18 protein-coding genes and 1 pseudogene are annotated in these 23278 nt (G+C 59.7%); 4 read left to right on the top strand and 15 right to left on the bottom strand.

Going from position 1 to position 23278, the window contains the following annotated elements; genetic code table 11:
* Nucleotides 1–19: 19 nt before the first annotated feature.
* The 10 genes and pseudogenes from HPT27_RS15760 to HPT27_RS15715 all read right to left on the bottom strand — a co-directional run bounded on the left by HPT27_RS15760 (nt 20) and on the right by HPT27_RS15715 (nt 13616).
* Nucleotides 20–1024 (bottom strand): ArsJ-associated glyceraldehyde-3-phosphate dehydrogenase, encoded by a 1005-nt coding sequence (locus HPT27_RS15760; RefSeq protein WP_172245566.1) that lies wholly within the window; start codon nt 1022–1024, stop codon nt 20–22.
* A 4-nt stretch (nt 1025–1028) separates the two neighbouring features.
* Complete coding sequence (locus tag HPT27_RS15755) at nt 1029–1412, bottom strand: ArsR/SmtB family transcription factor (RefSeq protein ID WP_172245564.1); 384 nt, start codon at nt 1410–1412, stop codon at nt 1029–1031.
* A 630-nt stretch (nt 1413–2042) separates the two neighbouring features.
* A complete protein-coding gene (locus HPT27_RS15750) occupies nt 2043–4298 on the bottom strand; it encodes a BACON domain-containing protein (RefSeq protein ID WP_172245562.1) in 2256 nt (751 codons plus the stop codon).
* A 278-nt stretch (nt 4299–4576) separates the two neighbouring features.
* A complete protein-coding gene (locus HPT27_RS15745) occupies nt 4577–5545 on the bottom strand; it encodes a PstS family phosphate ABC transporter substrate-binding protein (protein WP_172245560.1) in 969 nt (322 codons plus the stop codon).
* 260 nt (nt 5546–5805) lie between these two features.
* Complete coding sequence (gene phoR / locus HPT27_RS15740; RefSeq protein ID WP_172245558.1) at nt 5806–7116, bottom strand: phosphate regulon sensor histidine kinase PhoR; 1311 nt, start codon at nt 7114–7116, stop codon at nt 5806–5808.
* 97 nt (nt 7117–7213) lie between these two features.
* Nucleotides 7214–7909, bottom strand: coding sequence for a phosphate regulon transcriptional regulator PhoB (gene phoB, locus HPT27_RS15735; protein WP_172245556.1), 696 nt, complete (start codon nt 7907–7909; stop codon nt 7214–7216).
* 39 nt (nt 7910–7948) lie between these two features.
* The gene (gene phoU, locus HPT27_RS15730; protein ID WP_172245554.1) at nt 7949–8668 is read right to left on the bottom strand and encodes a phosphate signaling complex protein PhoU; all 720 of its coding nucleotides are present in this window, start codon (nt 8666–8668) and stop codon (nt 7949–7951) included.
* 120 nt (nt 8669–8788) lie between these two features.
* Nucleotides 8789–9520 (bottom strand): annotated as a pseudogene (gene pstB, locus HPT27_RS15725) (phosphate ABC transporter ATP-binding protein PstB); the annotation flags it as partial.
* 169 nt (nt 9521–9689) lie between these two features.
* The gene (gene pstA / locus HPT27_RS15720) at nt 9690–11312 is read right to left on the bottom strand and encodes a phosphate ABC transporter permease PstA (RefSeq protein ID WP_172245550.1); all 1623 of its coding nucleotides are present in this window, start codon (nt 11310–11312) and stop codon (nt 9690–9692) included.
* 30 nt (nt 11313–11342) lie between these two features.
* On the bottom strand, nt 11343–13616 hold the full coding sequence (locus HPT27_RS15715; protein ID WP_172245548.1) for an ABC transporter permease subunit: 2274 nt from the start codon (nt 13614–13616) through the stop codon (nt 11343–11345).
* Nucleotides 13617–13946: 330 nt separating this feature from the next.
* Here HPT27_RS15715 and HPT27_RS15710 point away from each other — a divergent pair, with 330 nt between their 5' ends.
* The 3 genes from HPT27_RS15710 to HPT27_RS15700 all read left to right on the top strand — a co-directional run bounded on the left by HPT27_RS15710 (nt 13947) and on the right by HPT27_RS15700 (nt 17368).
* Nucleotides 13947–15095, top strand: coding sequence for a porin (locus HPT27_RS15710; protein ID WP_172245546.1), 1149 nt, complete (start codon nt 13947–13949; stop codon nt 15093–15095).
* 489 nt (nt 15096–15584) lie between these two features.
* The gene (locus HPT27_RS15705; RefSeq protein ID WP_172245544.1) at nt 15585–16601 is read left to right on the top strand and encodes a porin; all 1017 of its coding nucleotides are present in this window, start codon (nt 15585–15587) and stop codon (nt 16599–16601) included.
* A gap of 137 nt (nt 16602–16738) precedes the next feature.
* Nucleotides 16739–17368 carry a DUF2057 domain-containing protein gene (locus HPT27_RS15700; protein ID WP_172245542.1) on the top strand — a complete coding sequence of 210 codons (630 nt, stop codon included), beginning with the start codon at nt 16739–16741 and terminating at the stop codon, nt 17366–17368.
* Between the two features lie 48 nt (nt 17369–17416).
* On the opposite strand, the gene HPT27_RS15695 is transcribed toward HPT27_RS15700, so the two are convergent.
* A complete protein-coding gene (locus HPT27_RS15695; RefSeq protein ID WP_172245540.1) occupies nt 17417–19333 on the bottom strand; it encodes an EAL domain-containing protein in 1917 nt (638 codons plus the stop codon).
* A 167-nt stretch (nt 19334–19500) separates the two neighbouring features.
* Here HPT27_RS15695 and HPT27_RS15690 point away from each other — a divergent pair, with 167 nt between their 5' ends.
* Nucleotides 19501–20037, top strand: coding sequence for a GreA/GreB family elongation factor (locus HPT27_RS15690; RefSeq protein WP_172245538.1), 537 nt, complete (start codon nt 19501–19503; stop codon nt 20035–20037).
* A 26-nt stretch (nt 20038–20063) separates the two neighbouring features.
* Here the strand turns inward: HPT27_RS15690 and HPT27_RS15685 are convergent, their stop codons facing one another.
* The 4 genes from HPT27_RS15685 to HPT27_RS15670 all read right to left on the bottom strand — a co-directional run bounded on the left by HPT27_RS15685 (nt 20064) and on the right by HPT27_RS15670 (nt 23270).
* The gene (locus HPT27_RS15685) at nt 20064–20588 is read right to left on the bottom strand and encodes a cupin domain-containing protein (protein WP_172245536.1); all 525 of its coding nucleotides are present in this window, start codon (nt 20586–20588) and stop codon (nt 20064–20066) included.
* Between the two features lie 23 nt (nt 20589–20611).
* Nucleotides 20612–20974: a hypothetical protein gene (locus HPT27_RS15680; protein WP_211198071.1), complete on the bottom strand. Its 363-nt coding sequence runs from the start codon at nt 20972–20974 to the stop codon at nt 20612–20614.
* Between the two features lie 104 nt (nt 20975–21078).
* Nucleotides 21079–21828, bottom strand: coding sequence for a DUF805 domain-containing protein (locus HPT27_RS15675; RefSeq protein ID WP_172245535.1), 750 nt, complete (start codon nt 21826–21828; stop codon nt 21079–21081).
* Nucleotides 21829–21965: 137 nt separating this feature from the next.
* A complete protein-coding gene (locus HPT27_RS15670; RefSeq protein WP_172245534.1) occupies nt 21966–23270 on the bottom strand; it encodes a DUF58 domain-containing protein in 1305 nt (434 codons plus the stop codon).
* Nucleotides 23271–23278: the final 8 nt, after the last annotated feature.

The raw sequence follows: 23278 nt of genomic DNA, 5'->3' as shown, positions 1-23278 counted from the left end.
ACCCACAATGGAAAGAGCCTCAAGCCGCTTTGCCGACTTTCACCGCCAACTCTAACGCACGATTGGCGTAACCCCATTCATTGTCGTACCAGGCGTAGATTTTGACCTGGGTGCCGTTGACCACCATGGTCGACAGCGCATCGACGATGCTCGAACGCGGATCGGTGCGGTAGTCAATCGATACCAGTGGTTTTTCTTCATAGCCGAGAATGCCACGCAGCGATCCGTCAGCGGCAGCTTTCAAGAGCGCATTGACTTCTGCAGCGCTGGAGGCGCGCTCGACTTCAAACACGCAATCAGTCAATGACGCAACGGTCAGCGGCACCCGCACGGCATGACCGTTCAGACGGCCTTTCAGTTCGGGGAAAATTTCGGTGATCGCAGTGGCCGAGCCAGTCGTGGTCGGAATCAATGATTCGCCACAGGCGCGGGCGCGGCGCAAATCCTTGTGCGCCGCATCGATGATGGTTTGGGTATTGGTCAGGCAGTGAATGGTGGTCATCGAGCCGTGCTTGATGCCAAGTGATTCGTGGATCACCTTGACTACTGGCGCCAGACAATTGGTGGTGCAACTGGCGGCAGTGACGATGCGATGCTCGGCCGGGTTGAACAAGTGATCGTTGACGCCCATCACCACATTCAGCACACCTTTTTCTTTTACCGGCGCGGTCACCACCACCCGCTTGACGCCTTGGTCGAGATAGCCCTGCAGCGCCGCCGTGGTTTTCATTTTGCCGCTGGCTTCAATCACCACATCGCAACCAGACCAATCGGTATCCGTGAGCGCTTTGTTGCCAGTAAACGCAAGCGATTTGCCATCAATGATCAGTGCATCTTTTTCGCTTGCGACCGCATGCGGCCAGCGGCCATGCACCGAATCGAACTCCAGCAAATGGGCGAAGGTCGCGGCATCGCCAGCCGGATCATTGATCTGAACAAACTGGACGTCGTCACGCCCCCAACCGGCGCGCAGCGCCAACCGGCCCATGCGGCCGAAGCCATTGATTCCGATTCTTACCGTCATGTTTTTACACGCTCCCCATCCCTTCCTGTTGATTTGCCCTAGCAAGCTCTTTTTCCGGTGTTGGGCAACAACCCGCCGTCGCCGGCGATCCCAGCCCGCAGGGCTCACCGCCACAGCAGTTGTCGGTCAGAAAACCGAGCAGCTCATTCATCGCCATCACTTGCACCGAATAGCTGATAAACCGACCCTGCTGCCGGCCGGCAATCAAGCCGGCCTGGCTTAGCTCTTTCAAATGGAACGACAGCGTCGCCGCCGGCAATGCCAGTTGCTCGGCAATCTGGCCGGCGACCAGACCGGTGGGACCGGCGACCACGAGCGCCCGGAAGATCGCCAGGCGGGAGTCCTGGGCCAGCGCGGCCAGCCGGCGAACAGCGAGAGTCGAATCCATTTCACCCTTCCAGAAATATGGAAATATATTGACGCAACTCTATGACAGGACAATGACACCGGCAAGCGGATTGAAACCAGCTAAAGATTGGTCAGCGCGGAGTAAGCACTAACACTGGCGGCGGTTTTTGGACCTGCGAGTCAACCGCTGACGACATCACTTCGATCACGTCGACATGGGCGCTGAACGGCTACTCGCGACCTTGTAACCGATACCCGAGTCACCGGTCGCACTGAGCGGGTTGGTGACCGACTACACGACCCGCAGCCGAACCCGGCCGTTATCTCACGGGGTATTTGCAGTCACACTTACGGAGCACGCGCTCGTTGAAGCGACCGTAGGTGGCCGAGACCGAATTGCGACCAAACATCGCCATCTTCTTGGGCTAGCAAATCGGTCGCGCCAGCTTCCGCACCGCAAACCATGAAATTGCCACTGATTTAACGGACAGATTTTATTGGCGAGACGCTCAAATAGGCCCAATTCCCTGAACGACAAATAGCGCCCAGACTGGCAAACCAATGCAAACGGCCCGTCACAGGGCCGTTTGCGGTTTTGATTGGCGAAAGCAAAAACCGTTACGGGGGACCGGCGTCTCGCGCCGTCTCCCGCGCATCACAAGCTGCCGGCTCAATGCAAGGTCGGATACGACTGCAAGATAAAACCAGGCTGAGTATTGCGACCTATCTCCAGAACCAGGCGCAGACCATCACTCGACGGTTTCATGTACCAGACTTCATCGGCGGTATCGATCCGGCCCTGCTCGACACCCGCGTCGCTGTACAGCACCACGGCGTTGCTTGGCGTGTCATAGCTCGACCGCGAGGCATAGAAGCGGCCGTCATTCAACATCGAGGCCTGCCTGACATAATGTGTCGGTGCGGCCGCATCTGCGAGGGTGCCGCTGCCGTCCTGATGGTAGCGTTCGTTGTCCGCAGTGCCGATGTAGTGACTGACCAATAGATTGTCGCCGTCCGGCGAAATCGTTGAGCCCGTGACATAGTCTGGATAGTCGAACGAGACCAGTGCTTTTTGGCTGACGGCAAAGGGCTGGTTGCGGCTCGGTTTGAATTGCAGCAAACGGAACGTCGACGCGTGATTATTCCCGTAAGCCATCAGCCAGCGACCGTCCTCCGATGCATTGAGCACCATGCTGGAGTCGTAGCTCACGCCGCCACTGTAGCTGACAGCAGTGCGGGTATCGGCATTGAACAATTCGCCGTTTCCTGTCAGCAGATAATCGGTATCCAACAGCCGAAGTCGGGTCAGCGAATAGTTGCTGCCGCCGGACTGGAATGCTGGCCAGGTTTCATCAAGCAGGGCGCCCTGCTCGAGATCGATGGTGACGATGCGATCAGCGCTGTTGTTACGGCAGAGCAGCCATGCCCGACGGCCATCCGAACTGATTGCGGCATACTCGGTGACGTACAGGTCCAAAGCGGCTTTCAGATCCAGATCCAGCACTTTTTCGCCGGTATAAATGTTGTAGCCCAAGACGCCACCGAAGCCAGCACGGAAATACATGTAGGGTCGGACAGGGTCAACGAGAATTATCGACTCATAGTTCTCGAACGTTTGCTTGTCGCCATTCGCAACGGCTTGATCAAACACATAGAAACCGACCCGAATCGAGTCGACTTGGGCATCCATTGCCGAACTGATGGCGACCTCGGCGAAATGCAGCCCGTTGCTCAAGCCGGTCGGATTGGCGACGACGCTAACCTGCATGCCACTGCGCGTCGCCGTTAACCACGGCTGATCGGATGCCACATCAAAATTTGCCGACTGACCATCACTGGCGAGTACCGGAATGCTGGCACTGAGCCGATCATGATCAGGGCCATGGGTCAGTGCTACGCCCGGATTTTGAATCAATAACTCACGTGCCTCGACCCGCAATTGCACCGTCGTCGTGCCGGTCAGCACGGCGCCCGGCACGCTGGCGTGAGCAGTGATCTGCCGGCTGTAGATGCCCGGCGCCAACGCCGCCGCCGAGGCCGCCGCCGTCACTGTGATATCGGTGCTGCCAGTCGTGCCATTGCTGGCACTGAACTGCAGGTCGTTGACGGCATCCAGGGTGAATGGCACCGCAATCGTCCCACCGGGTCCGCCGATATACACATGCAAACTGTCGCTGAGCTTTTCCAGTTCATTGGCCGAAACCTTGAGCTGCTCCGGAGTCAGCGTTAACGTCGGCGCCAATTGGGTAAACACCACCGGAAAGCTTGCCGTTTTGCTGCCATCCGGCGTTTGCACATTGATGTGGCCGGTATGCTGGCCAACCGGCAACTCCGCCGTATCCAAGCTGATATTCAGCAGCGCGCTGCCGGTACCGCTGGTTTGACCCACACTGAGCCAGGCGGCATCGCTACTGAGCTGCCAGTTCAGGTTGTTATTGTTCAGGACAATGGTTTCGCTGCCGAGATAGGGGCTCTTCCAATAACCCGACGCATCAAGCTGATGTTGCGGAAAACCAAAACCGTCGCTGACCCGCATGGTAACAACGACATCTTTGGTCGCTTTTATGTCACCTGCCGTAGGTCCGGTACCAAAGCGCACTGTTGCGGTCTGTGTGCCAATCACATCGGGACTGATGCTCAATGTCACCGTTGCCGGTGATGATGAGCCGCCACCATTGATCGTAATCCAATTGGGTAAACTGGAGCCGGGCGGGCTGCCCGCAACCAGAACATTGCCGGAAAACGTTACGGTCACCTGCCGATTGATTTGACCGGCACCGAACACGCTATCGACTGAAATCGAAGAAGTGCTGACCGACAAGCTGGCACCACCGCTGCTGTCACTACCGCCACTCCCGCCACCGCCGCTGCACGCGGCCAGCGTCGATATCAACAACGCACCACAATATCGCCACAATGACTGCATTCCGTGTCCCCTTATTTGTTGAATTGGCTATGGCAATCGGCCAGCGGGCGAGTGTACAAAAACTGTACCAATAAGGGCAGTGCGGTAGAAAAAAACATCAGGAGCTCGGTCAGACCGAGGCAGGCGGATACATGGCGATACAAATCGAACCGGTCTGACGCGTTTTACGCCAGCGCCATGTGTTCAAGGTCTACGGTCTGTACAGTCGCCCAAAAACAAGACCCCGGCGCGAGGCCGGGGTCTTGTCTGCTGTCTGCCACTTGCGCTTGCAATTACGCTTACTTGATCAGCGCCAGTTGCTTCTCGGCAACCTTGGCCGGCAGCGGGATATAGCCGTCCTTGACGACGATTTCCTGACCGAGCTTGCTCTGGATCATCTTGATGAACTCGGCTTCCAGCGGGCTCAGCGGCTGGTTCGGCTTCTTGTTCACGTAGATGTAGAGGTAACGTGCCATCGGGTAGTCACCGCTGATGGCATTGGCTTCGGTCGCTTCGACATAGGCGCCAAACGGCTTGTCGGAAATCGGCAGTGCGCGAACGCCCGAGGTCTTGTAACCGATACCCGAGTAACCGACCGCATTGATCTGGTTGGCGACCGATTGCACGACCGACGCCGAACCCGGCTGTTCCGCCACGGTGTCTTTGTAGTCGCCTTTGCAGAGCGCGTGCTCTTTGAAGTAACCGTAAGTGCCCGAGACCGAGTTGCGACCAAACATCGCAATCTTCTGGTTGGCCAGCGAACCGACCGCGCCAACGTCAGCCCAGACTACGGCGTCCTTGTCGGCACCGCACTTGCGGCTCTTCGAGAACATGGCGTCGACCTGTTGCATCGACAGGCCTTTCAGCGGGTTGTCTTTGTGCACGAACACGGCCAGCGCGTCGATGGCGACGGCGATCTTGGTCGGCTTGTAGCCGTGCTTGGCTTCAAACGCGGCGATTTCGTTCGACTTCATTTCCCGGCTCATCGGGCCGAGGTTGGCGGTGCCTTCGGTGATCGCCGGCGGCGCAGTGGATGAACCCTTGCCTTCGATCTGGATGTTGACGTTCGGATACTGCTTCTTGAACTCTTCGGCCCAGAAAGTCATCAGGTTATTCAGGGTGTCGGACCCGATCGAGGACAGGTTGCCCGAGACGCCGCTGACTTTGTTGTAGGTCGGCAATGCGGCGTCGACATCGGCCTGCACAACGCCAGCGACGGCGGCGCTAACTACGCCGACGGCCAGCAGCAATTTATTACCCAGCTTCATGTAGCTCTCCTTCGAGAAGGTGTGATCGGACTGTCCAGGCACGGTGAGGTAGTCATTGCCATCTAGACACGGCCCTGTAGACACACATCGTTGTGAACATCAGGTGCGGCGCCATTGTGGTGGGCTTGGCTTGCAACTCTGTGACGGCAAGTTTGCGCTTTTATGACAGCCACCAGCATAAATGACCAAACCAAGATAGCCGCTGCCCCCCTCCGGGACCGACCCGCCGGTGCAGGCCCACCGCTGGAACACAAGCCGGATCAGCGTTTCAGTACCGTTATCACACTGGCCGGGAACAGGCAGGCGAAGCGGCTACCGACACCGACCGTGCTGCTGATTTGCAACCGGGCGCCGTGGCGCTCGAGCACATGTTTGACGATGGCGAGGCCAAGCCCGGTGCCGCCCACTTCCCGCGAGCGGCCGGCGTCAACCCGGTAAAACCGCTCGGTCAGCCGCGGCAGGTGCTGGGCCTCGATGCCGGGGCCGGTATCGACAACCTCGAACCGGGCACCGCCACCGGGCTCGCACTGCCAGCGTAGCGTGACCTGGCCACCAGCCGGGGTGTAACGCACAGCATTGGCGATCAGATTGCCGAAAGCACTTTGCAGCTCTTTCGGCGCCGCCATCAGCCCCAGATTGTCATCCAGTTCAGTTTGAATCTCATGTTGCTGGTTGCCGGACAACACCCGGGCATCATCGGCCATGGTTTTCAGCAGCGCCGGGACATCCACCGGCTCGTACTTCAGCCGGTTATGTTCGGTATCGAGCCGGGACAACAGCAACAGATCATCGACAATCGCACGCATGCGCAGCGCCTGCTGCTGCATTTGCGACACCGGCCGGGCATAGCGGCCCAGTTTCTCTTCGCCACCCGACGACAGCGTTTCCAGATAACCCATCAATACCGTGATCGGTGTGCGCAGCTCGTGCGACACATTGGCGACGAAATCCTGCCGCATCTGCTCCAGTTTGTGCACCCGGGTGACATCACGCACCATCAACAGACGCTGCCCCTGCCGATACGGCAAAATCTGGAAACTCAAGGTCAGGTTGACGTCCAGCGGCGACGGGATTTCCAGCACGGCTTCCGATTCGCTGCGCGCTTCAAACTCGACGAACTTGGGATGGCGCAACAAATTGGAAATGCGCTGGCCGACATCCTGCGGCGTGCGCAGCCCGAGCAACTCGCGCGCAGCATGATTGAACCAGATGATTTCGCCGTAACTGCCGAGGGTGACCGCGGCATCGTGCAGGGCATTGGTCGAGTCGCGGAACTCGCCGATGATCTGGGTCAGCCGGCGCTTGGTTCGGCGGCGCCGTTTTTGCGCCAGATAGATCTGATGGTAAATCTCGTGCCAGACACCCGGAACATTGTCCGGCACCGCGCGTGCATTCTGGCTCAGCCAAAACACGAATTGCCGCAGCTGGTACAAATGCCAGGCCAGATAGGCAGCCAAGGCAACAATCAGAAACTCGGCGCCATAGCCAAACCAGTTGAATGGCAGCCAGACCAGCAAGGTCGCCGTGCCAATCAACCAGAGTTCGGTCAGCCAGGGCTGAAAGCGTTGCATGCGCGCTGAGTTCCGTGTTGTCCATGATGTCCGCGCTGCCCGGGGACAGGCGCGGCCTGCTGCGATTGCCTGCAGGCAATCGGCCACCGCATTTCACTCAATTACGATGGGAAAACCGGTAGCCTGAACCACGTACCGTCTGCACATATTCTTCAACACCGAACGGTTCAAGTGCTTTGCGCAAGCGCCGCATGTGGACATCGATGGTGCGTTCTTCCACCACAACCTGATGGCCCCACACGGCGTCGAGCATTTGGGTGCGAGAGAACACCCGCTCCGGATGCTCCATGAAAAACAGCAGAATCTTGTATTCGGTCGGACCAAGTTTGACCGTCTCGCCTTTTACCGTTACCCGGTGGCTGGCGGTGTCAAGCCGGATGCCGCCGATTTCGATGGCCGCTTCGGTGCTGACCGTGCCACCGGCGCGGCGCAGCACCGCCCGAATGCGCGCGATCAGTTCCCGTGGTGAAAACGGTTTGACCACGTAATCATCGGCGCCGGCCTCAAGCCCGCGCACCCGATCGTCTTCTTCACCACGCGCGGTTAGCAAAATCAGCGGCGTATCCTGCAGCTCCGGCTTTTGCTTGACCCGCCGCGCCAGCTCGACACCACTGGCGCCCGGCAACATCCAATCGACCAGAAACAGATCCGGCTTGTAACCCTCGGCCAGCAGCGACAAGGCGCGCTCGGCGGTGCTCGCTTCGGTTACCTGAAATCCGGCTTCTTCGAGCGCGAACAACAGCATGTCGCGGATGTCGCGCTCGTCTTCCACAACCAGCAATTTCGCACTCATGGCGTTGGTCTTATCCTAGTTATCCGCTCGTCGGTGCGCTCAGGTGGCGCTGTCCGGTTTATCAATGTTGGTGTGGCGCACGTCCTTGCCTTCCACCATGTACACCACGTATTCGCAGATATTCCGGGCATGGTCGCCAATGCGTTCCAGCGCGCGCGCCGACCACATCACGTCCAGACCCGGCGAAATGTTGCGCGAGTTCTCCAGCATGTAAGTCAGAATCTGCCGGGAAATGGCATCGTATTCGGCATCGGACTGGCGCTCGTCCTTGATGGTCTGAATCGCCGCCGTCACATCCATCCGGGCGAAGGCATCCAGCGTCAGGTGCAGCATGTTCTTGACATGCTGACCCAGATGATTGACTGCGCCGTAATGCTGCTTGACCGGCCGGCTCGGGTCGCTGTTTTCAGCGATATGCCGACCCATGCGGGCAATTTTCTCCGCTTCATCGCCGATTCGTTCCAAATCGGTAATGGTTTTCAGGATTGCGACAATCAAGCGCAAGTCGCCAGCGGTCGGTTGCCGCTTGGCCAGAATCTTGGTGCATTGGTCATCGATCTCGACTTCGAACTTGTCGACCTGCTCGTCACGGCGAATGACCGCGAGCGCACCTTCGGTATCAAAGTTGATCAAGGCATCGAGTGCCGCGCCGATCTGCTCTTCGACCAACCCGCCCATGGCCAGCACGCGCTGACGGACGTTCTCCAGTTCTTCATTGAACTGGCGGGAAATATGCTGGGTAACGTGACTGCTATCCATTGTTCTGCTCCCCTTGTTTGCGTTCGGGATTCTTCAATTGTCCGACCGTATCGTTCGCTTCGCGAACCCGGATTACGCTTCGCTAATCCGGGCTACGCCATTTTCTGGCTCCATCCCGGTTTAGCCGTAACGGCCGGTAATGTAGTCTTCGGTTTGTTTCTGCTGCGGGTTGGTGAAAATCGTGTCGGTGTCGGCGTACTCGATCAGATCGCCCATGAACATGAAGGCGGTGTAATCGGACACCCGCGCTGCCTGCTGCATGTTGTGGGTCACGATCACGATGGTGTAATCGCTTTTCAGTTCGTTGATCAGCTCTTCGATTTTCAGTGTCGAGATCGGGTCGAGCGCCGAGGCCGGCTCATCCAGCAGCAGCACTTGCGGCTGCACGGCAATGGCACGGGCAATAACCAGACGCTGTTGCTGGCCGCCGGACAGGCCGAGCGCGTTGTCGTGCAAGCGGTCCTTGACCTCCTCCCACAGCGCGGCGCCTTTCAAGGCCCATTCCACCACCTCGTCGAGCACCCGGCGCTTGTTGATGCCTTGCAGGCGCAAACCGTAGGCAACGTTCTCATAAATCGATTTCGGGAACGGATTCGGCTTCTGGAACACCATGCCGACGTTGCGCCGCAGCTCGGCAACATTGACGTCCTTGGCGTAGATGTTCTTTTCATTGATTTCCAGTGCGCCTTCGATACGCACGCCATCGACCAGATCATTCATCCGGTTGAAGCAGCGCAGCAGGGTCGACTTGCCGCAGCCCGACGGCCCGATGAACGCGGTCACCCGTTTCTCTGCGATCGGCAGATTGACGCCCTTCAGCGCCTGCTTCTCGCCGTAATAGAGCTTCAGATCGCGAACGTTGATCGCGATTTTTTCATCACGGATGCTGCGCCGCTCACGGACACCGCGGACTCCGCTGACATCAATTTCGTAACTCTTGCTCGTACTGTTCATTACGCTCTCCCGCACCGGAGGTGCTGGTTAATTCGTGTTGTCACTGGCCGGGCTGCATTACTGCCACTCAGTGTTCCAGCGACTTGTATTTTTCTCGCAGCCGGTTGCGGATCTTGATGGCGGCGATGTTCAGCAGAATGGTGACCAGCACCAGCAACAGCGCCGAGGCATACACCAGCGGCCGGGCCGCTTCGACGTTCGGGCTCTGGAAGCCGACATCGTAAATATGAAAGCCGAGGTGCATGAATTTGCGTTCGAGATGCAGGAACGGCGCATTCAGATCCACTGGCAAGGTCGGCGCCAGCTTGACCACACCGACCAGCATCAGCGGCGCGACTTCACCGGCGGCGCGGGCGACGGCCAGGATCAAGCCGGTCATCATGGCCGGACTTGCCATCGGCAAGACGGTTCGCCACAGCGTTTCGATCTTGGTGGCGCCAAGCGCGAGCGAACCTTCTCGTATCGCTTTCGGAATCCGCGCGAGACCTTCTTCGGTCGACACGATCACGACCGGCAAGGTCAGCAAGGCCAGCGTCAGCGACGCCCACAGCAGGCCGGAAGTGCCAAAGGTCGGCGCGGGCTTGGCTTCGGCGAAAAAGGCGTTGTCGATGCTGCCGCCGAGAAAGTAGACAAAAAAGCCGAGACCGAACACGCCGTACACCACCGAAGGCACACCGGCGAGGTTGTTGACCGCAATCCGGATCATCCGGACCACCGTGCCCTGTTTGGCGTACTCACTGAGATAGACTGCAGCCACGACGCCGAATGGCGTCACGATCACCGACATCAGCATGACCATGATCACGGTGCCGAAAATTGCCGGAAACACGCCGCCTTCGGTGTTGGATTCGCGCGGCTGCGCGGTCAGGAATTCCCAGACTTTTCTGGCGTAGTGGCCAAACTTGTCAAGCAGGCCCATCTTGTTCGGCTGATACAGCCGAACAACCTTGGCCAGCGCGAGTTCGCGGTTATCGCCGTTGACCAGCTTCAGCACCAGCTTGTCGCGATTCAGTTCCTGATAGATGCCGCCCAGTTCGGTTTGCAGGCCTTCGAACTGGCTTTTCAGCGCGCTCTCTTCGGCGCCGATTTCCGCCAGCCGCTCCGCGCTGCCACCACCGTGCAATTCGTAGCGGCGTTTTTCCAGACGCAGTTTTTCCAACGCAAAATTGATGTCGCCGACGGTATCTTTTTCCAGCGCGTCGATCCGCGCCCGCAATTGCTCGGCACGTTCCAGCCGCTGCGCCAGTTCGGTCATCACGTTGCCGGACGCGACCGACGCCACCAGCTCGTCACCTTGCTTGATGGCATCGACAAAGCCGTAAAAATTGCCCCACTCAGTGCGCTCGATGGCTACCGCCTCTGCTGGCAGCTCACGGCTGCTGATGGCACGGTCATTGACCCAGCGGAAATCCTGACCGTAGATATCGCGATTGCCGACCCGGATCAGGGTTTGCGGCACTTTCACGCCTTCGATCACGGCAACGTGGTTATTGACCAGCTCACCGAGCACCACTTCGGTGCTGTCGGCCTGCTGGATCTGCAGTTGCGCGATGTCACGCGGCCAGAAATGGCTCATGCCATTGACCACGATCAGCAACAGCAAGCCCAGCACCATGACCAGCGCAAGCGCGATGCCACCGGCATTCAACCAGACCCAGTGTTCGCCACTTTTGAAGAACGGTTCTCTCATTTCTTGTCTGCCTTCATCCGACCGGGCGCTTTACAGCGAGCCATATTTGCGCCGCAAGCGCTGCCGCACCACTTCCGCGACGGTGTTGAATACCAGCGTGAACGTGAACAGCACCAGCGCCGACAGGAACAGGATGCGGTAATGCGAGCCGCCGACTTCGGCTTCCGGCATTTCCACCGCGATATTGGCCGACAGCGTCCGCAGGCCTTCAAAAATATTGGCTTCCATGACCGGGGTATTGCCGGTCGCCATCAGCACGATCATCGTTTCACCGACCGCGCGACCGAGGCCGATCATCACCGCCGAGAAAATGCCCGGACTGGCGGTCGGCAGCACCACACGGACCATCGTTTGCCACGGTGAAGCGCCGAGCGCCAGGGAGCCGTTGGTCAGGGATTTTGGTACGCCGAAAATGGCATCTTCGGCAATCGAGAACACGCTCGGGATCACTGCGAAACCCATTGCGATGCCAACGATCAGGGCGTTGCGCTGCTCAAAATCGATGCCCCAGACATTGGTCAGGTGGCTGCGGAAATCACCGTGGAAAAATACCGCTTCCAGGCCATCGCCAAGACCGAACAAGCCCCAGCCCGCCAACACGATGATCGGCACCAGCAGCGCCGCTTGCCAGCCTTCGGCAACGCGACTGCGCAGCGACATCGGCGCGTGATGCCAGAGCCAACCAAAACTGATGAATACTGCTGGCATCAGCAGCAGCAAACAGAAAATACCGGCCAGATTGGCCTCGGCTATCGGCGCCAGCCACAATCCGGCGATAAAGCCGAGAATCACCGATGGCAAGGCCGCCATGATCTCCACTACCGGCTTGACCATTTGGCGCATCGCCGGCGACATGAAGTAGGCGGTGTAAATCGCTGCGCTGATGCCGATGGGCAAGGCAAACAGCATGGCGTAGAACGCGGCTTTCATGGTGCCGAATGCCAGCGGCATCAGACTGAATTTGGGTTCGAACTCGTCACTGCCTGATGACGACTGCCAGGTGTAGCCGGGCTTGTCGTAGCTCTCGTACCAGACTTCATCCCACAACGCGCTCCAGGAAATATCCGGGTGCTCGTTTTCGATGTGATAGCGACCGAAACTGCCGTCGCTGTTCAACAGCACCAGCTCGGTGGCATTGGCATTGAGCGCCATCTTGACCGGCGCCGCCGCCAGTTTCTGCTCCAGCAGTTTGCGCTGCGAGGTGGTGTAGAAAATGCCGAGTTCATTGTTGCTGTCAACGGCGTAGAAACCTTTGCGCCGGTGCTCGACACCGATCAGGCTGATGGGCGCGTCGGCCAACTTGAAGCTGCGCACCAGCTGCAAACGAAACTCGTTGTGCTCGTCACGCTGGCGGAACCATTGGCTGATCTGGCCGCTGCTGTCACCGGCCAGCAAGCTGATGCTGCCCATCAAGAACTTGAGTTCAGTCAGCTTGACCCCGGCCGTGGTCAGATAAATTCGCTCGACCCGGCGGGCCGCCTCGCCACGAAGGTCCCAAGCTTCAATCGCACCGTCGGCGCCGGCGGCGTACAGCCACTGGCCCTCGCCATCGATCAGCAGGAACTGGCTGGGTTTTTCGGTGCTGATGACTTCCTGCGTCTGCTGTTCCAGCGTGACGCTGTCATCCATCATCGAGGTTTTACTTTCGTACTTGCTGATCAGGATGTCCTGGCTACCGACCTGCGCGGCCAGAACAAAACTTTCCTCATCGCCCGCTGCCGCCAGATGCTCCAGCGCGCGCGCATCCGGTGCCACTGCCAGCGCCGTTTCGCCAAACGGGAAGGCGATGACCGGCTTCAACTGGCGTTTGTTGTTGGCGTCGTAGCTGGTGCTGAATGAATAGGTCAGCAGCAGCGCCTGACCATTGCTGAGCCCCACCGCAAGCAGACCGGCACTGGCATTGATTTCGGCAGCACTGGTGACGCTGACGCCGGCCGGCAGCGGCAAAGGCTGCTCCAGCTCGACCGCACCGCTGGCGTTACGCAATACCCGAATGACGCCATCGCTGCCAATGTGGGTCGACAGCTCGCCGTACTCGTCCATGCGCATCAGCACCGAGCTGACCGGCACGCTGCCGTTGTGGCTGTCGTGCGCCTCGATGCTGGCCGACTTGAAAACCGGATACACCACCGACAGCAGGTAAAAGAAAATCAGCAGCACCGCTGCGATCACCAGCCAGCCGCCAAACGCGATGGCATAGCGAGCCAGCTTGTCCTTGGCGGTACGCAAGGTATGGCGGCCGCTGGCGGTCTGCGCATCCAGCAGGGCCCGCACGCTTTGGCGGACATCGACAGTTTTATTCATGACAGTGACCAGTTCATGCGGGTACCCGGTTCATGACAATGCCCCATGCAGCGCAACACCCCGGCAGGGAGCCCGTGGCAAGGCCGCTTTTTTCAGTGCCGCCATGCTATGCGCGGCATGTGAAGGAAATGTGACAGTCTTTGTGACAATCGGCCACGCCACACAGCAATCTGCTACTGACCCGCCATTGGCGAGCCGCAAAAGACATAAGGGTGTAACGCGCTGGAATTGATTATTGTCAAAAAAGTTTAATACTTGGCCGGGTGATCATAGCTGCCGCGGTCGGAATCCTCTGGGCTGCTCCCTTTTCTGACAACAAGGACCCTCACGATGACCAAGAACCTCCTGCCATTTGCCTTGACTGCCCTGGTACTCGCCAGCCCCAGCTTCGCTGCCGATGAGGCCGCCGCCCCGACCGTGACCCTGTACGGTGTCGTTCACCTGTCGGCCGACCTGCTCGACTACACCGATGACCGGGGCACTGCCGGCAACCTGACCGACGATGAGGATGAGACCAATCTGGCGGTGTCATCGAACTCCTCACGGCTCGGCATCCGCGGCGAGAAAGCCCTGTCCGACAGCCTGACCCTGAGCTATCTGGCCGAATGGCAGATTGGCGCCACCGAAGAAAGCAAGAGCGGCAGCGGCGCCAACGCCGGTACCGGTGCCGGCAGCAACAACAACCTGTCGCGCCGCAACCAATGGCTGGGCCTGAAGACCAGTTACGGCGAATGGCGCATCGGCCGGTTTGACACGCCGCTGAAAAACATCCGCGGCAAGGTCGATTTGTTCTATTCCGACCAGCTCGGCGAGACCCGGACCATCACCAACATCAGCGGCATCGACAGCCGTTGGGACAACTCGGTGCAGTTCGATCTCGGCACCGGCGCCGTGCACGGCCTGTTCATCTACTCCGCTGACCGCGGTACCGATGCCATCGATGACAATGACAACGACGGCCTGTCAGCGGCTGTGACCTGGGAGTCAGGCGCCTGGTTTGTCGGTGGTGGCTATGAGCAGCGCAGCTATGCCAATACCGTTCGTGACAGCGATAGTGCCCTCGATGACACCAAAGCCATTCGGGTTGCCGCCAGCTTCAAGTTCGGCGACGGCAGCAACCAGAAAGTCACGGGCTTCTTTGAAACCGTGGACAACGTCAGCGGCACCCCGGATCGGGACCGCGATGTCTACGGCGTCGGCTACAGCTTCAAGACTGGCGACAACGTGTTCAAGGCGGCCTACTACGTCGCCGACGATCTGAGCGACGACACTGACGATGAGTCAGGTGCCTCGCAACTGTCGCTGGGCTGGGACCACCTCTATGGCAAGAACACGGTGCTGTATGTCACCGCCGCCTCGGTCAGCAACGACGACGAATCCACGTTCAAAGTGGTCGGCGTTGGCCATGATGGCGAAATCAACAGCGCAGCCGGCGCCAACAACAGTGGCTTGTCGGCGGGTGTCCGTTATCAGTTCTGATGGCAATTTAGCGCGACGATTGTCGCGCTGAGTCTTGCAACAAACGCCCCGCCCTGCGGGGCGTTTGCATTTCTGCGTCATCGTGCCGTCACGGTCCGCCGCATCGTCGTCACATTTCTGTCATGGCCGATTCACAGAGCTGTCACCCGCCCGCCCTAGCATGCCCGGCCATGGATGTCGTGCTGCTGGGTTCACCGGTTCCGAACCCTCCGCACTGACATCACCGATTCGCTCCTCACGCGATGCCTGCCGGCATCCGTACTGGATGACTGAACTGCCACACCGGTCTTGGTGATGCAGTCGCAGCCCGCGGGGGACGAAGTCTTTCGCAGTACCCCGCTGTTGGCCGAGCCCTGTTGGCAAGGCAGTGACGGCAACAAAACCGTTGCAAACAACGGCCGCTTTAGCAACAGAACGACGGCGCGCAGCAATTCGCAAGCCGTCGATAAACAACAAAACACCCTGACCCAAGAGAACGAGGAGTTTGTAATGAAGATGCGTCTGACCCTGCTGGCCGCTGCAATGGCCACCCTGAGCGCCCCGACCTTCGCCGCGTCCGCACTGGAACTGTACGGCAAGCTGAACGTCACCGTGCAAAACACCGACCTCGACACGGGCGACACCGATGCCAACGCAGACGGTGATGTCTGGGAAGCCAAGAGCAACGCCTCGCGTCTGGGCGTCAAGGGCGAACTCGGCATCGACGACGGCTTCTCGGCGTTCTACCAAGCCGAATGGGAAGTGGACAGCACCGAAACCGGTGGCGCCTCGACCCCGTTCAAGAGCCGCAACATCGGCGTCGGCCTGCGCGGCCGTGCTGGTCAGATTCTGGTTGGCCGCTGGGATACACCGCTGAAACTGGCGCAAGGCAAGGTTGACCTGTTCAACGATCTGGATGGCGATATCAAGGCCATCTTCACCGGCGAAACCCGCGCCAGCAACATCGTCTCCTACTCGTCGCCGAAAATCGCCGGCGGTCTGGTGTTCAACGTGTCGAGCATTCTGCAAGAGAAAGTCGACGCCGGCACCCCGAGCACCGAAAACCAGGACGGCCCGCTGGATGCCACCTCGATTTCGGTTGAATGGCAAGGTTCGAACCTGTTCCTGGCTCTGGCCATGGACCAGGATCACAACACTGGCACCTATGCCGAAGACTCGAAGACCACCCGTCTGGTCGCCACCTACAAGCTCGGCGATTTCCAACTCGGCGGTCTGTATCAGAAGCAGGAAGACGGTGCCGATTTCGATGAAGATGGCATGCTGCTGTCGGTTGCCTACAACGTCAACGAAGACAACACCATCAAGCTGCAACATGGCGAGTCGGACATTGGCAGCAAAGGCCAGATCGGCGCTGAAGGCGGCGAACAAACCTTCCTCGGCTGGGATCACAAACTGGCCAAGAACATCATGGTGTTCGCTTTCTACGGCGAGCAAACCTTCGATGTGCTGAGCGCAACCTACCCGGAAAAAACCTTCCTGGCCGGCGGCCTGGAAGTGAAGTTCTAAGCAAGGCTGTTGGTTGACCCGGTTCTCCCCGGTTGAAAGCGCCCTTCGGGGCGCTTTTTTTGTTGACCGAAAACAGCGAACATGACGGCCGACACGATCCGCCCGACCTGGCCTGCACCCACTACGGAGTTGCTGCAATGACAAAACATTTACTGACTGCGCTGCTGCTGGCAGCCTGGCTGCATCCCGGCCTTGCTCTGGCGGGCGAACTGCAAGTGCCGGAGCAGTTTGATGTGCTGATGGTCAACGGCAAAGAGTTTCCGGCCACGCTCAGTCGGACCAAGACGGTGGCGCTGAGCACCGGCCGCAATGTCGTGATTATCGAATTCGACAAGATTTACGATGCCGATTATGGCGACAGCCATGATCGCGTGCACTCGGCGCCATTCGCGCTGGTGTTCAATGCCGCGGCAACCGATCAGCTGCAATTGTTCGGGCCGGAACTGAATTCCGGTGCCGACGCCAAGCGCTACGTCAAAGCACCAACGGTGCAACTGTTGACAGCCGGAAACCAACCCGTCGCGCTGCAGCAACTGCCGGTGACCGAATTGAATGGCCTGCTGGTGGCAGACAACCGGGTGGAAAACAAGGCGGAACAGGGCGCGGCCACAACGATCACTGCAGCGCCCGTGATGGCCTCGGATCTGGCCGGCCCGGTTGCCAGCAAAACCGCCGCCGCACCGGATGCCCTGCAGATGCTGAGCTATTGGTGGCAACAGGCCTCAGCAGAGCAGCGCGCGGAATTTTTGCGCCAGATCACACACTGACCGCAATAAAAAAAGGTCGACAGATGTCGACCTTTTTTCGAAATGCTTTCAGGCGACGTTGGCGGTCGCTGCCTCCGTCTGAATTTTCGCTTCCGGCCGACCGAACAGATAACCCTGGCCGCCGCTGACCCCAAGCGACAACAGCATTTGCCATTGGCTGTCGGTTTCGACGCATTCGGCCAACACCGTGGCGCCGGCGGCGCTGCCGACCGCTGCCAGACCGCGGACAAAATCCTGATGACTGTGATCGGTTTCGATGCCGCGGGTCAGACTGCGATGCAGCTTGATGAAGCGATACAAACCCGGTTGCAGATAATTGGCCGAGTACTGTGGCTGGCCGACATGCTCCACCGCCAGCGCGGCACCGCAGCGATTCAGTGCTTCGAAAAACTGCTGCTCACCGCTGCTGAGTTGGCAGGCCACATGCTCACCGACTTCAAACACCAGCCGCTCGGCGAGCGGCCGGTTTTGCGCCAGATGCTCCAGCAGCCACATCCGGAAAGTCGGATCCTGAACCGCATCGTGACTCAGATTCACTGACAGCATTTGTCCCGCCAGCGGCCCGAACAGCAGTGACTTCAACACCTGATCGCAAACCATGCGGTCAAACGGCACCGCCAGTCCCACCCGCTGCGCCATCGGCAAAAACGTGGCGGCGGTAAACAATTCGCCATTGTCGCCGGGCACACGCGACAACACCTCATGAAAGGCAATGCGCCGGTCGGCGCCAATCACCACCGGGTGGTAATGCAAGACGGCCTTGCGCTGCTCGATGATCCGCTCCAGCAAGGAGCGCCAGCGCACCCGGCCCATCAGCCCGGCTTCCTGCACTTCGCCGCTTTCAAACATGTGCCAGCCGGTGGCCTGCTCTTCCTGCTGGGCAAAACGCACGGCCATGTCGGCCTCAGCCAGCAGTTTGTAGGCATCGGCGCCGGCGCGATAACAAACGGCGCCAATGTGGGCGAGCCGGCTTTCGTGCGGGTCTTTCGCATCCGTGCCATGGCTGCGTTCGACATGGCTGCTCAATTCGCGCAACAGCTTGCGGCAATAGATGTGCACTTCGCGCGCGGTCATGCCGGGCAGCAGCGCCGAAAAACTGTTGCGTTCACGCCGGGCCAGAATATGTTGCGGATACTGCGCGCTGTGTTGATGCAGCAGTTGCGCCAGCAAGCGCACCAGCTTGTCCTGCTCGACCGCATCCTGAAACGGCTCACCGAGCTCCAGCAGCACCAGCACGCCACTGGCATTGGCATCGCGCTCATGCAGCAGCACATCGAGATGGGCATCGAAATAACTGCGATTGCCAAGCCCGGTGTCACCGTCGACAAACGAACGCCGGCGCACCTGATCGATCGCCTTGACCTGGGCATTGGCGTAATCGCGGTTCTCCACCAGCAACTTGGCGAACGCCGACAGCACCGTGCGGGCATCATCGTCGGCGACCAGCGCCGGGTCGCGCTCGCCGGCAATGATTTGCTCAGCCACGACGCGGGCGCGGCGCTCGCCGGCCAGCAACCGGTGCAGCCACCAACCGCCGAGCAGACTCAAGCCAAAGCACAGCCCGGTGAGCGCCAGCCACCAGCGCCCCCACGGATAGATCTGCTGATGGTTCAGGGCGATTTCCAGTTCACCGGGGCCGTCGGGCAAATTGGCCGGCAGCCGCAGTTGCAGGGCATTCGGTGGCAGCAATTTCGCCGACGTCGGGAATTGCTCCAGCACCTCGCCGTGACCATTGCGCAGCACCAGCTGATACGGCTGCGCACGGGCAATCAATTCGGCAAAACTTTGCCGACGGGCTTCGACATCACGCCAGTTTTCAGCGGCCTGGACATGCACCAGCAAGCTGCTGAGCTCGTCATCGAGCACCGGCCATTCGCGCAGACGCTGGGCGTAGACGCCGAGCAGCAAAGTCAGCAGCAGCAGCAGCACAACCAGCAGTAACCACAAGCGACGGAACAGGGACATGGGTTTGGCGATCAGCGTGGACGGACCCAAGGTGTACCAACTATAGGCGCGGAACGGCAAAAACGGCAGGGGCCGCCGGCCGTGTCTGCGGCAGCTTGCCGGGCGCCGGAGCAGCCGGCCAGCCAGTGATATGCTTGGCCACTGCCCCTTTTTGACCGAACACCGCCATGAGCCGCGCATTCGTCAAGGAAAGTGACGGCGACGGTCCGGACGAGCTGCCCGAACTGCCGCTCAGCCCACATCCCAATTACGTCACCGCACGCGGTCTGGCGCTGCTGCAGCGCCGGCTGGCGGGCGTCGAACAGCAACTGCTTGCCTTGCCGAGCACGGCGGTCGACAGCCGGCTGGCACGCGCCGAGCTGGCGCGCGAACAGCGCTGGCTGCAAGCCCGGCTGGGCAGTGCGCGGCTGGTCAATACCCGCGCGGCGAACGTATTGGCCGGTGCCGACAGCCAACGCGATGTTCGCGTTGATTTTGGCGCCAAGGTCGAGCTGATCGACGACAACGGTCAGCGCTATCAATACCGGATTGTCGGCGAAGACGAGGCCGATCCGGAGCAGGGCCGGATCAGTTGGCTGAGCCCGTTGGCGCGCGCACTGAAGGGCGCGCAGGTGGGCGACAGCGTGCGCTGGTCGCGGCCGGCCGGTGATCGCGAGATCGAGCTGCTAGCCATCGATTTTCGGCCGGACGCCGTGACCGATTGAGCGGCTGCGCTCACACGCTCACACAATCAATACGGCTGGCCGTCCTTGTGGGCAAAGCGCCAGCTACCGTCAACAAAATCGGCGCGCAGATCATCATCCGGGTAGGTAACGGCATCACCGGCACTGCGATCGCCCACTTCCAGATACACCACCTCGGTATCGCTGCGGTTATGCAACTGATGGCCATTGCCGGTGCCGTGTTTGAACCCGGCGCACATGCCGGGCGTCAACAGCGTTTCGCCTTCGTCGGTCAGCAACGTCGGCTGGCCTTGCAGGATGTAAATGAACTCATCCTGTCTGCTGTGGGCGTGGCGCAAGGCAGACAACGCCCCCGGCTGCAATCGGGTCAGGTTGACACCAAAATTCACCAAGCCGAACACATCGCCGAGCACCCGCTTCTCGCGGCCCTGCATCAGTACGGCAAATGGCGCCGGATAGATGGACGGTTTGCTGCGCGGCGGCAGGTCAGCCGCGACCACGGCGGTAGGGATGGGTTTTTCGGACTGGTTTTGATTGGACGGGGTTTGGTCGGCTTTGATTTGCTCAGACATGCTGCCTGCTCCCAACACGGAACTCACCGCGACATCGTACTCGATTTGCTCAGCTCAACGCCGTCAACAGTCATTTTCCAGACCGTTTCGTTTGCTGCCGACGCCGGCTCCGGGTGCGGCGGCGCGGTCACGACAAAGGTGGTCGCAACGGGCCCGACGCCGACGACAAAATTGTCACCTTCAAACGCTTTCAGCGGACCGTTGACTGACGTCGTGACGCCGCCCGCCAATCGTTTGTAAGCCACGCTGCCATCGGCACTGATCACCAGCACCATGTTTTTTGCCTGCCACAGGCCGACATACGCCATTTTCTCGGCCGGCACCGGCTGACCACACGCGGTCAGCAGCATCAGCGCAACAACAATCGACATGATTTGGCGAAACATGAGCAATCCCTGCCAAGCCAGAAGCCATCGCCCAGATGACTGCGATGGCTTCCAAAAATCCGGCAGGCGACCGCCGTCAATCAGCGGTCGCCCACTTGTCGCCGTTACGGCGTTTCGGTCGGAGCGTCTTCCTGGCTTTCGGAAGTGGCTTCTTCTTGCGAGGCATCTTGCGTTTCGTATTGCGCGTCGTCTGAAGTGCCGTATTGGCTATCGTCGGAAGAAACCTCTTCAGCGCCATCCTGCGACTCGTACTGACCATCGTCCTGACCGTACTGCGCTTCTTGCGAGTCCGCTTGCTCGTCGTATTGGGCGGCTTCCTGAGCAGCGGCTTCGGCTTGCTTGGCGCGATTGACGTAATCCTGATAGGCCGGCAAGGCAATAGCGGCAATGATGCCCACGACGAATAGCACCGGCGTGACCAGAGCGCCAACTTTCACCAGTGTGCTGTTCGGGCTCGGCTGCGGGCCAAACTGGTTGGTACCGGCGGTGCCGGCAGCAAAAATCATATAGAGAATCAGACCAAGGTTGACCAAGGGCACGATCAGCAGCAATGACAACCAGCCAGACTTGTCGAGATCGTTCAGGCGACGGCGCGCCAAAATGAAGGTGACTGCCAGCATCGGGATATAGCCGAGCAGCAGCATGATGAAGCCGACGCCCATACCGCCAATGGCCATGCCAATACCGAACAGCACGGCGAATACCACATACGCCAGCAAGCTCATCACCAGCGAATACGCCAGATAACGCATGCGACCAATACGGCCATTTACCGCGAACACCTGCGGTTCGTAAGTTTCTTCCCCGGCCAGCGAATTGAGATCGGCTGCTGGTGCCGAATACGGATTTGCCATTTTTTGACTCCCTGTTTATGTAACTGCAAGCAAATACAGCTGTTGACGCGACGGCACGGACAAGCGCCTCGCCAACGGGTACTGCCACCACAACATGCTGCCAGCCTTGCGGCAAGCAGCACAACCCTAAAAACGCCTTACAACGCCCCACTTTCCTTGATATCGAGATAGCGATTGGTCAGCGTGGCGCTGAGCATCGCCGGCACGACATCGATCAGATGGTCGGCGCGCATGCCGATTTGCCGAATCGCTTCGCGGCGCTGCTGCAGATAATGGCTGGTCGCCGCATACCGCAGCGCCTCGCTGAACTGCTGCACAGGCGCGGCGATGGCGGCATCCAGCGCGCGTTCGCGCATGCTGGCACAGATGACCAGATGTTTGCGCGCCAGCATGTCATAGGCGGTGCGGATGGCGGTGTCGTCTTCGTCGCGCAGATTGGTCACCAGCACGACAAACGCCCGCTTGTGCAGCTTGCGCAACAACTGGCTGGCGGCCAGCGTGTAATCGGGCGCGACCTCGGCCGGTTGCAGGTCATAACAACCGGCAAGCAGCCGGTCCAGCCCGGCCCGACCTTTCTGTGGCGCCAGCCAGCGCTGGCTGGCACCGAAGGTCATCAAACCAATGGCATCGCCCTGTTTTTGCGCGACCAGACTTAGCGTCAAAATGGCGTTGAGCGCATGATCAAAATGATTGTGCTGCGCATCCTGCGCCAGCATCCGGCGACCGGTATCAAGCAGAAACACCACCTGCTGATCGCGCTCTTCCTGATACTCGCGGCTGATCAGCTTGCGTGAGCGCGCGGTGGCTTTCCAGTCGATGGCGCGCTGGCTGTCGCCCTGCCGGTATTCGCGCAGTTGGCGAAAATCAGTGCCTTCGCCACGCCGGCGTTTGCGCAGCAATCCGGCACTGCTGACCCGCCGATCGGTCGCGGTCAATGTGTGTCCCAGCAAGCTGGAAAAATCCGGGAAAACCTTGACGTCGCTGCCAGGCCCGAGCCTATGACCAAACTGCCAGAGCCCAAACACCGAACTGACCAGCAGATGCGGCGAACCAAAATGGCTGTCGCCACGTTGCGGCGCCGTGGCGCGGTACTGAATGCACACGCTGGCCGCCGGTGCCAGCACCGTCCGGTGCGGCATGCCTTCGATTTGCCAACCGGTCGGGTAGTCATCGAACAGCTCAAATTGCAGTTGGCGGCGATCCTGGTTTTGCACGGTCAAACTGACCACGCCGGCCACATTGACCGGCCAGACCCCGGCCAGTTGGCGCTGCACCAGCAAACGCGGTGCGCCGCGGGAACGCAGCGCATCGACGATTGCCAGCAGCGCGATCGCGATGCCGCAGCTGATCCAAATCAGCAGCACCGACGGCCAGAAACTGGCGATCAGGGCCAGCCCGGCCCAGGCAGCAGTGAGCCCGTACAAACGGCGTGACGGCGTCATCCGGCGTG

Source organism: Permianibacter fluminis (assembly GCF_013179735.1).
Lineage (GTDB): Bacteria > Pseudomonadota > Gammaproteobacteria > Enterobacterales > Permianibacteraceae > Permianibacter > Permianibacter fluminis.
The sequence above is the reverse complement of the archived record's forward strand: the minus strand, read 5'-3'. Positions and strand labels throughout refer to the sequence as shown.

Bases quoted from the DNA above. Each gene is read 5' to 3' on its own strand.
- HPT27_RS15760 (WP_172245566.1), bottom strand. From the start codon at position 1,024: ATGACGGTAAGAATCGGAATCAATGGCTTCGGCCGCATGGGCCGGTTG.
- HPT27_RS15755 (WP_172245564.1), bottom strand. From the start codon at position 1,412: ATGGATTCGACTCTCGCTGTTCGCCGGCTGGCCGCGCTGGCCCAGGAC.
- HPT27_RS15750 (WP_172245562.1), bottom strand. From the start codon at position 4,298: ATGCAGTCATTGTGGCGATATTGTGGTGCGTTGTTGATATCGACGCTG.
- HPT27_RS15745 (WP_172245560.1), bottom strand. From the start codon at position 5,545: ATGAAGCTGGGTAATAAATTGCTGCTGGCCGTCGGCGTAGTTAGCGCC.
- phoR (WP_172245558.1), bottom strand. From the start codon at position 7,116: ATGCAACGCTTTCAGCCCTGGCTGACCGAACTCTGGTTGATTGGCACG.
- phoB (WP_172245556.1), bottom strand. From the start codon at position 7,909: ATGAGTGCGAAATTGCTGGTTGTGGAAGACGAGCGCGACATCCGCGAC.
- phoU (WP_172245554.1), bottom strand. From the start codon at position 8,668: ATGGATAGCAGTCACGTTACCCAGCATATTTCCCGCCAGTTCAATGAA.
- pstA (WP_172245550.1), bottom strand. From the start codon at position 11,312: ATGAGAGAACCGTTCTTCAAAAGTGGCGAACACTGGGTCTGGTTGAAT.
- HPT27_RS15715 (WP_172245548.1), bottom strand. From the start codon at position 13,616: ATGAATAAAACTGTCGATGTCCGCCAAAGCGTGCGGGCCCTGCTGGAT.
- HPT27_RS15710 (WP_172245546.1), top strand. From the start codon at position 13,947: ATGACCAAGAACCTCCTGCCATTTGCCTTGACTGCCCTGGTACTCGCC.
- HPT27_RS15705 (WP_172245544.1), top strand. From the start codon at position 15,585: ATGAAGATGCGTCTGACCCTGCTGGCCGCTGCAATGGCCACCCTGAGC.
- HPT27_RS15700 (WP_172245542.1), top strand. From the start codon at position 16,739: ATGACAAAACATTTACTGACTGCGCTGCTGCTGGCAGCCTGGCTGCAT.
- HPT27_RS15695 (WP_172245540.1), bottom strand. From the start codon at position 19,333: ATGTCCCTGTTCCGTCGCTTGTGGTTACTGCTGGTTGTGCTGCTGCTG.
- HPT27_RS15690 (WP_172245538.1), top strand. From the start codon at position 19,501: ATGAGCCGCGCATTCGTCAAGGAAAGTGACGGCGACGGTCCGGACGAG.
- HPT27_RS15685 (WP_172245536.1), bottom strand. From the start codon at position 20,588: ATGTCTGAGCAAATCAAAGCCGACCAAACCCCGTCCAATCAAAACCAG.
- HPT27_RS15680 (WP_211198071.1), bottom strand. From the start codon at position 20,974: ATGTTTCGCCAAATCATGTCGATTGTTGTTGCGCTGATGCTGCTGACC.
- HPT27_RS15675 (WP_172245535.1), bottom strand. From the start codon at position 21,828: ATGGCAAATCCGTATTCGGCACCAGCAGCCGATCTCAATTCGCTGGCC.
- HPT27_RS15670 (WP_172245534.1), bottom strand. From the start codon at position 23,270: ATGACGCCGTCACGCCGTTTGTACGGGCTCACTGCTGCCTGGGCCGGG.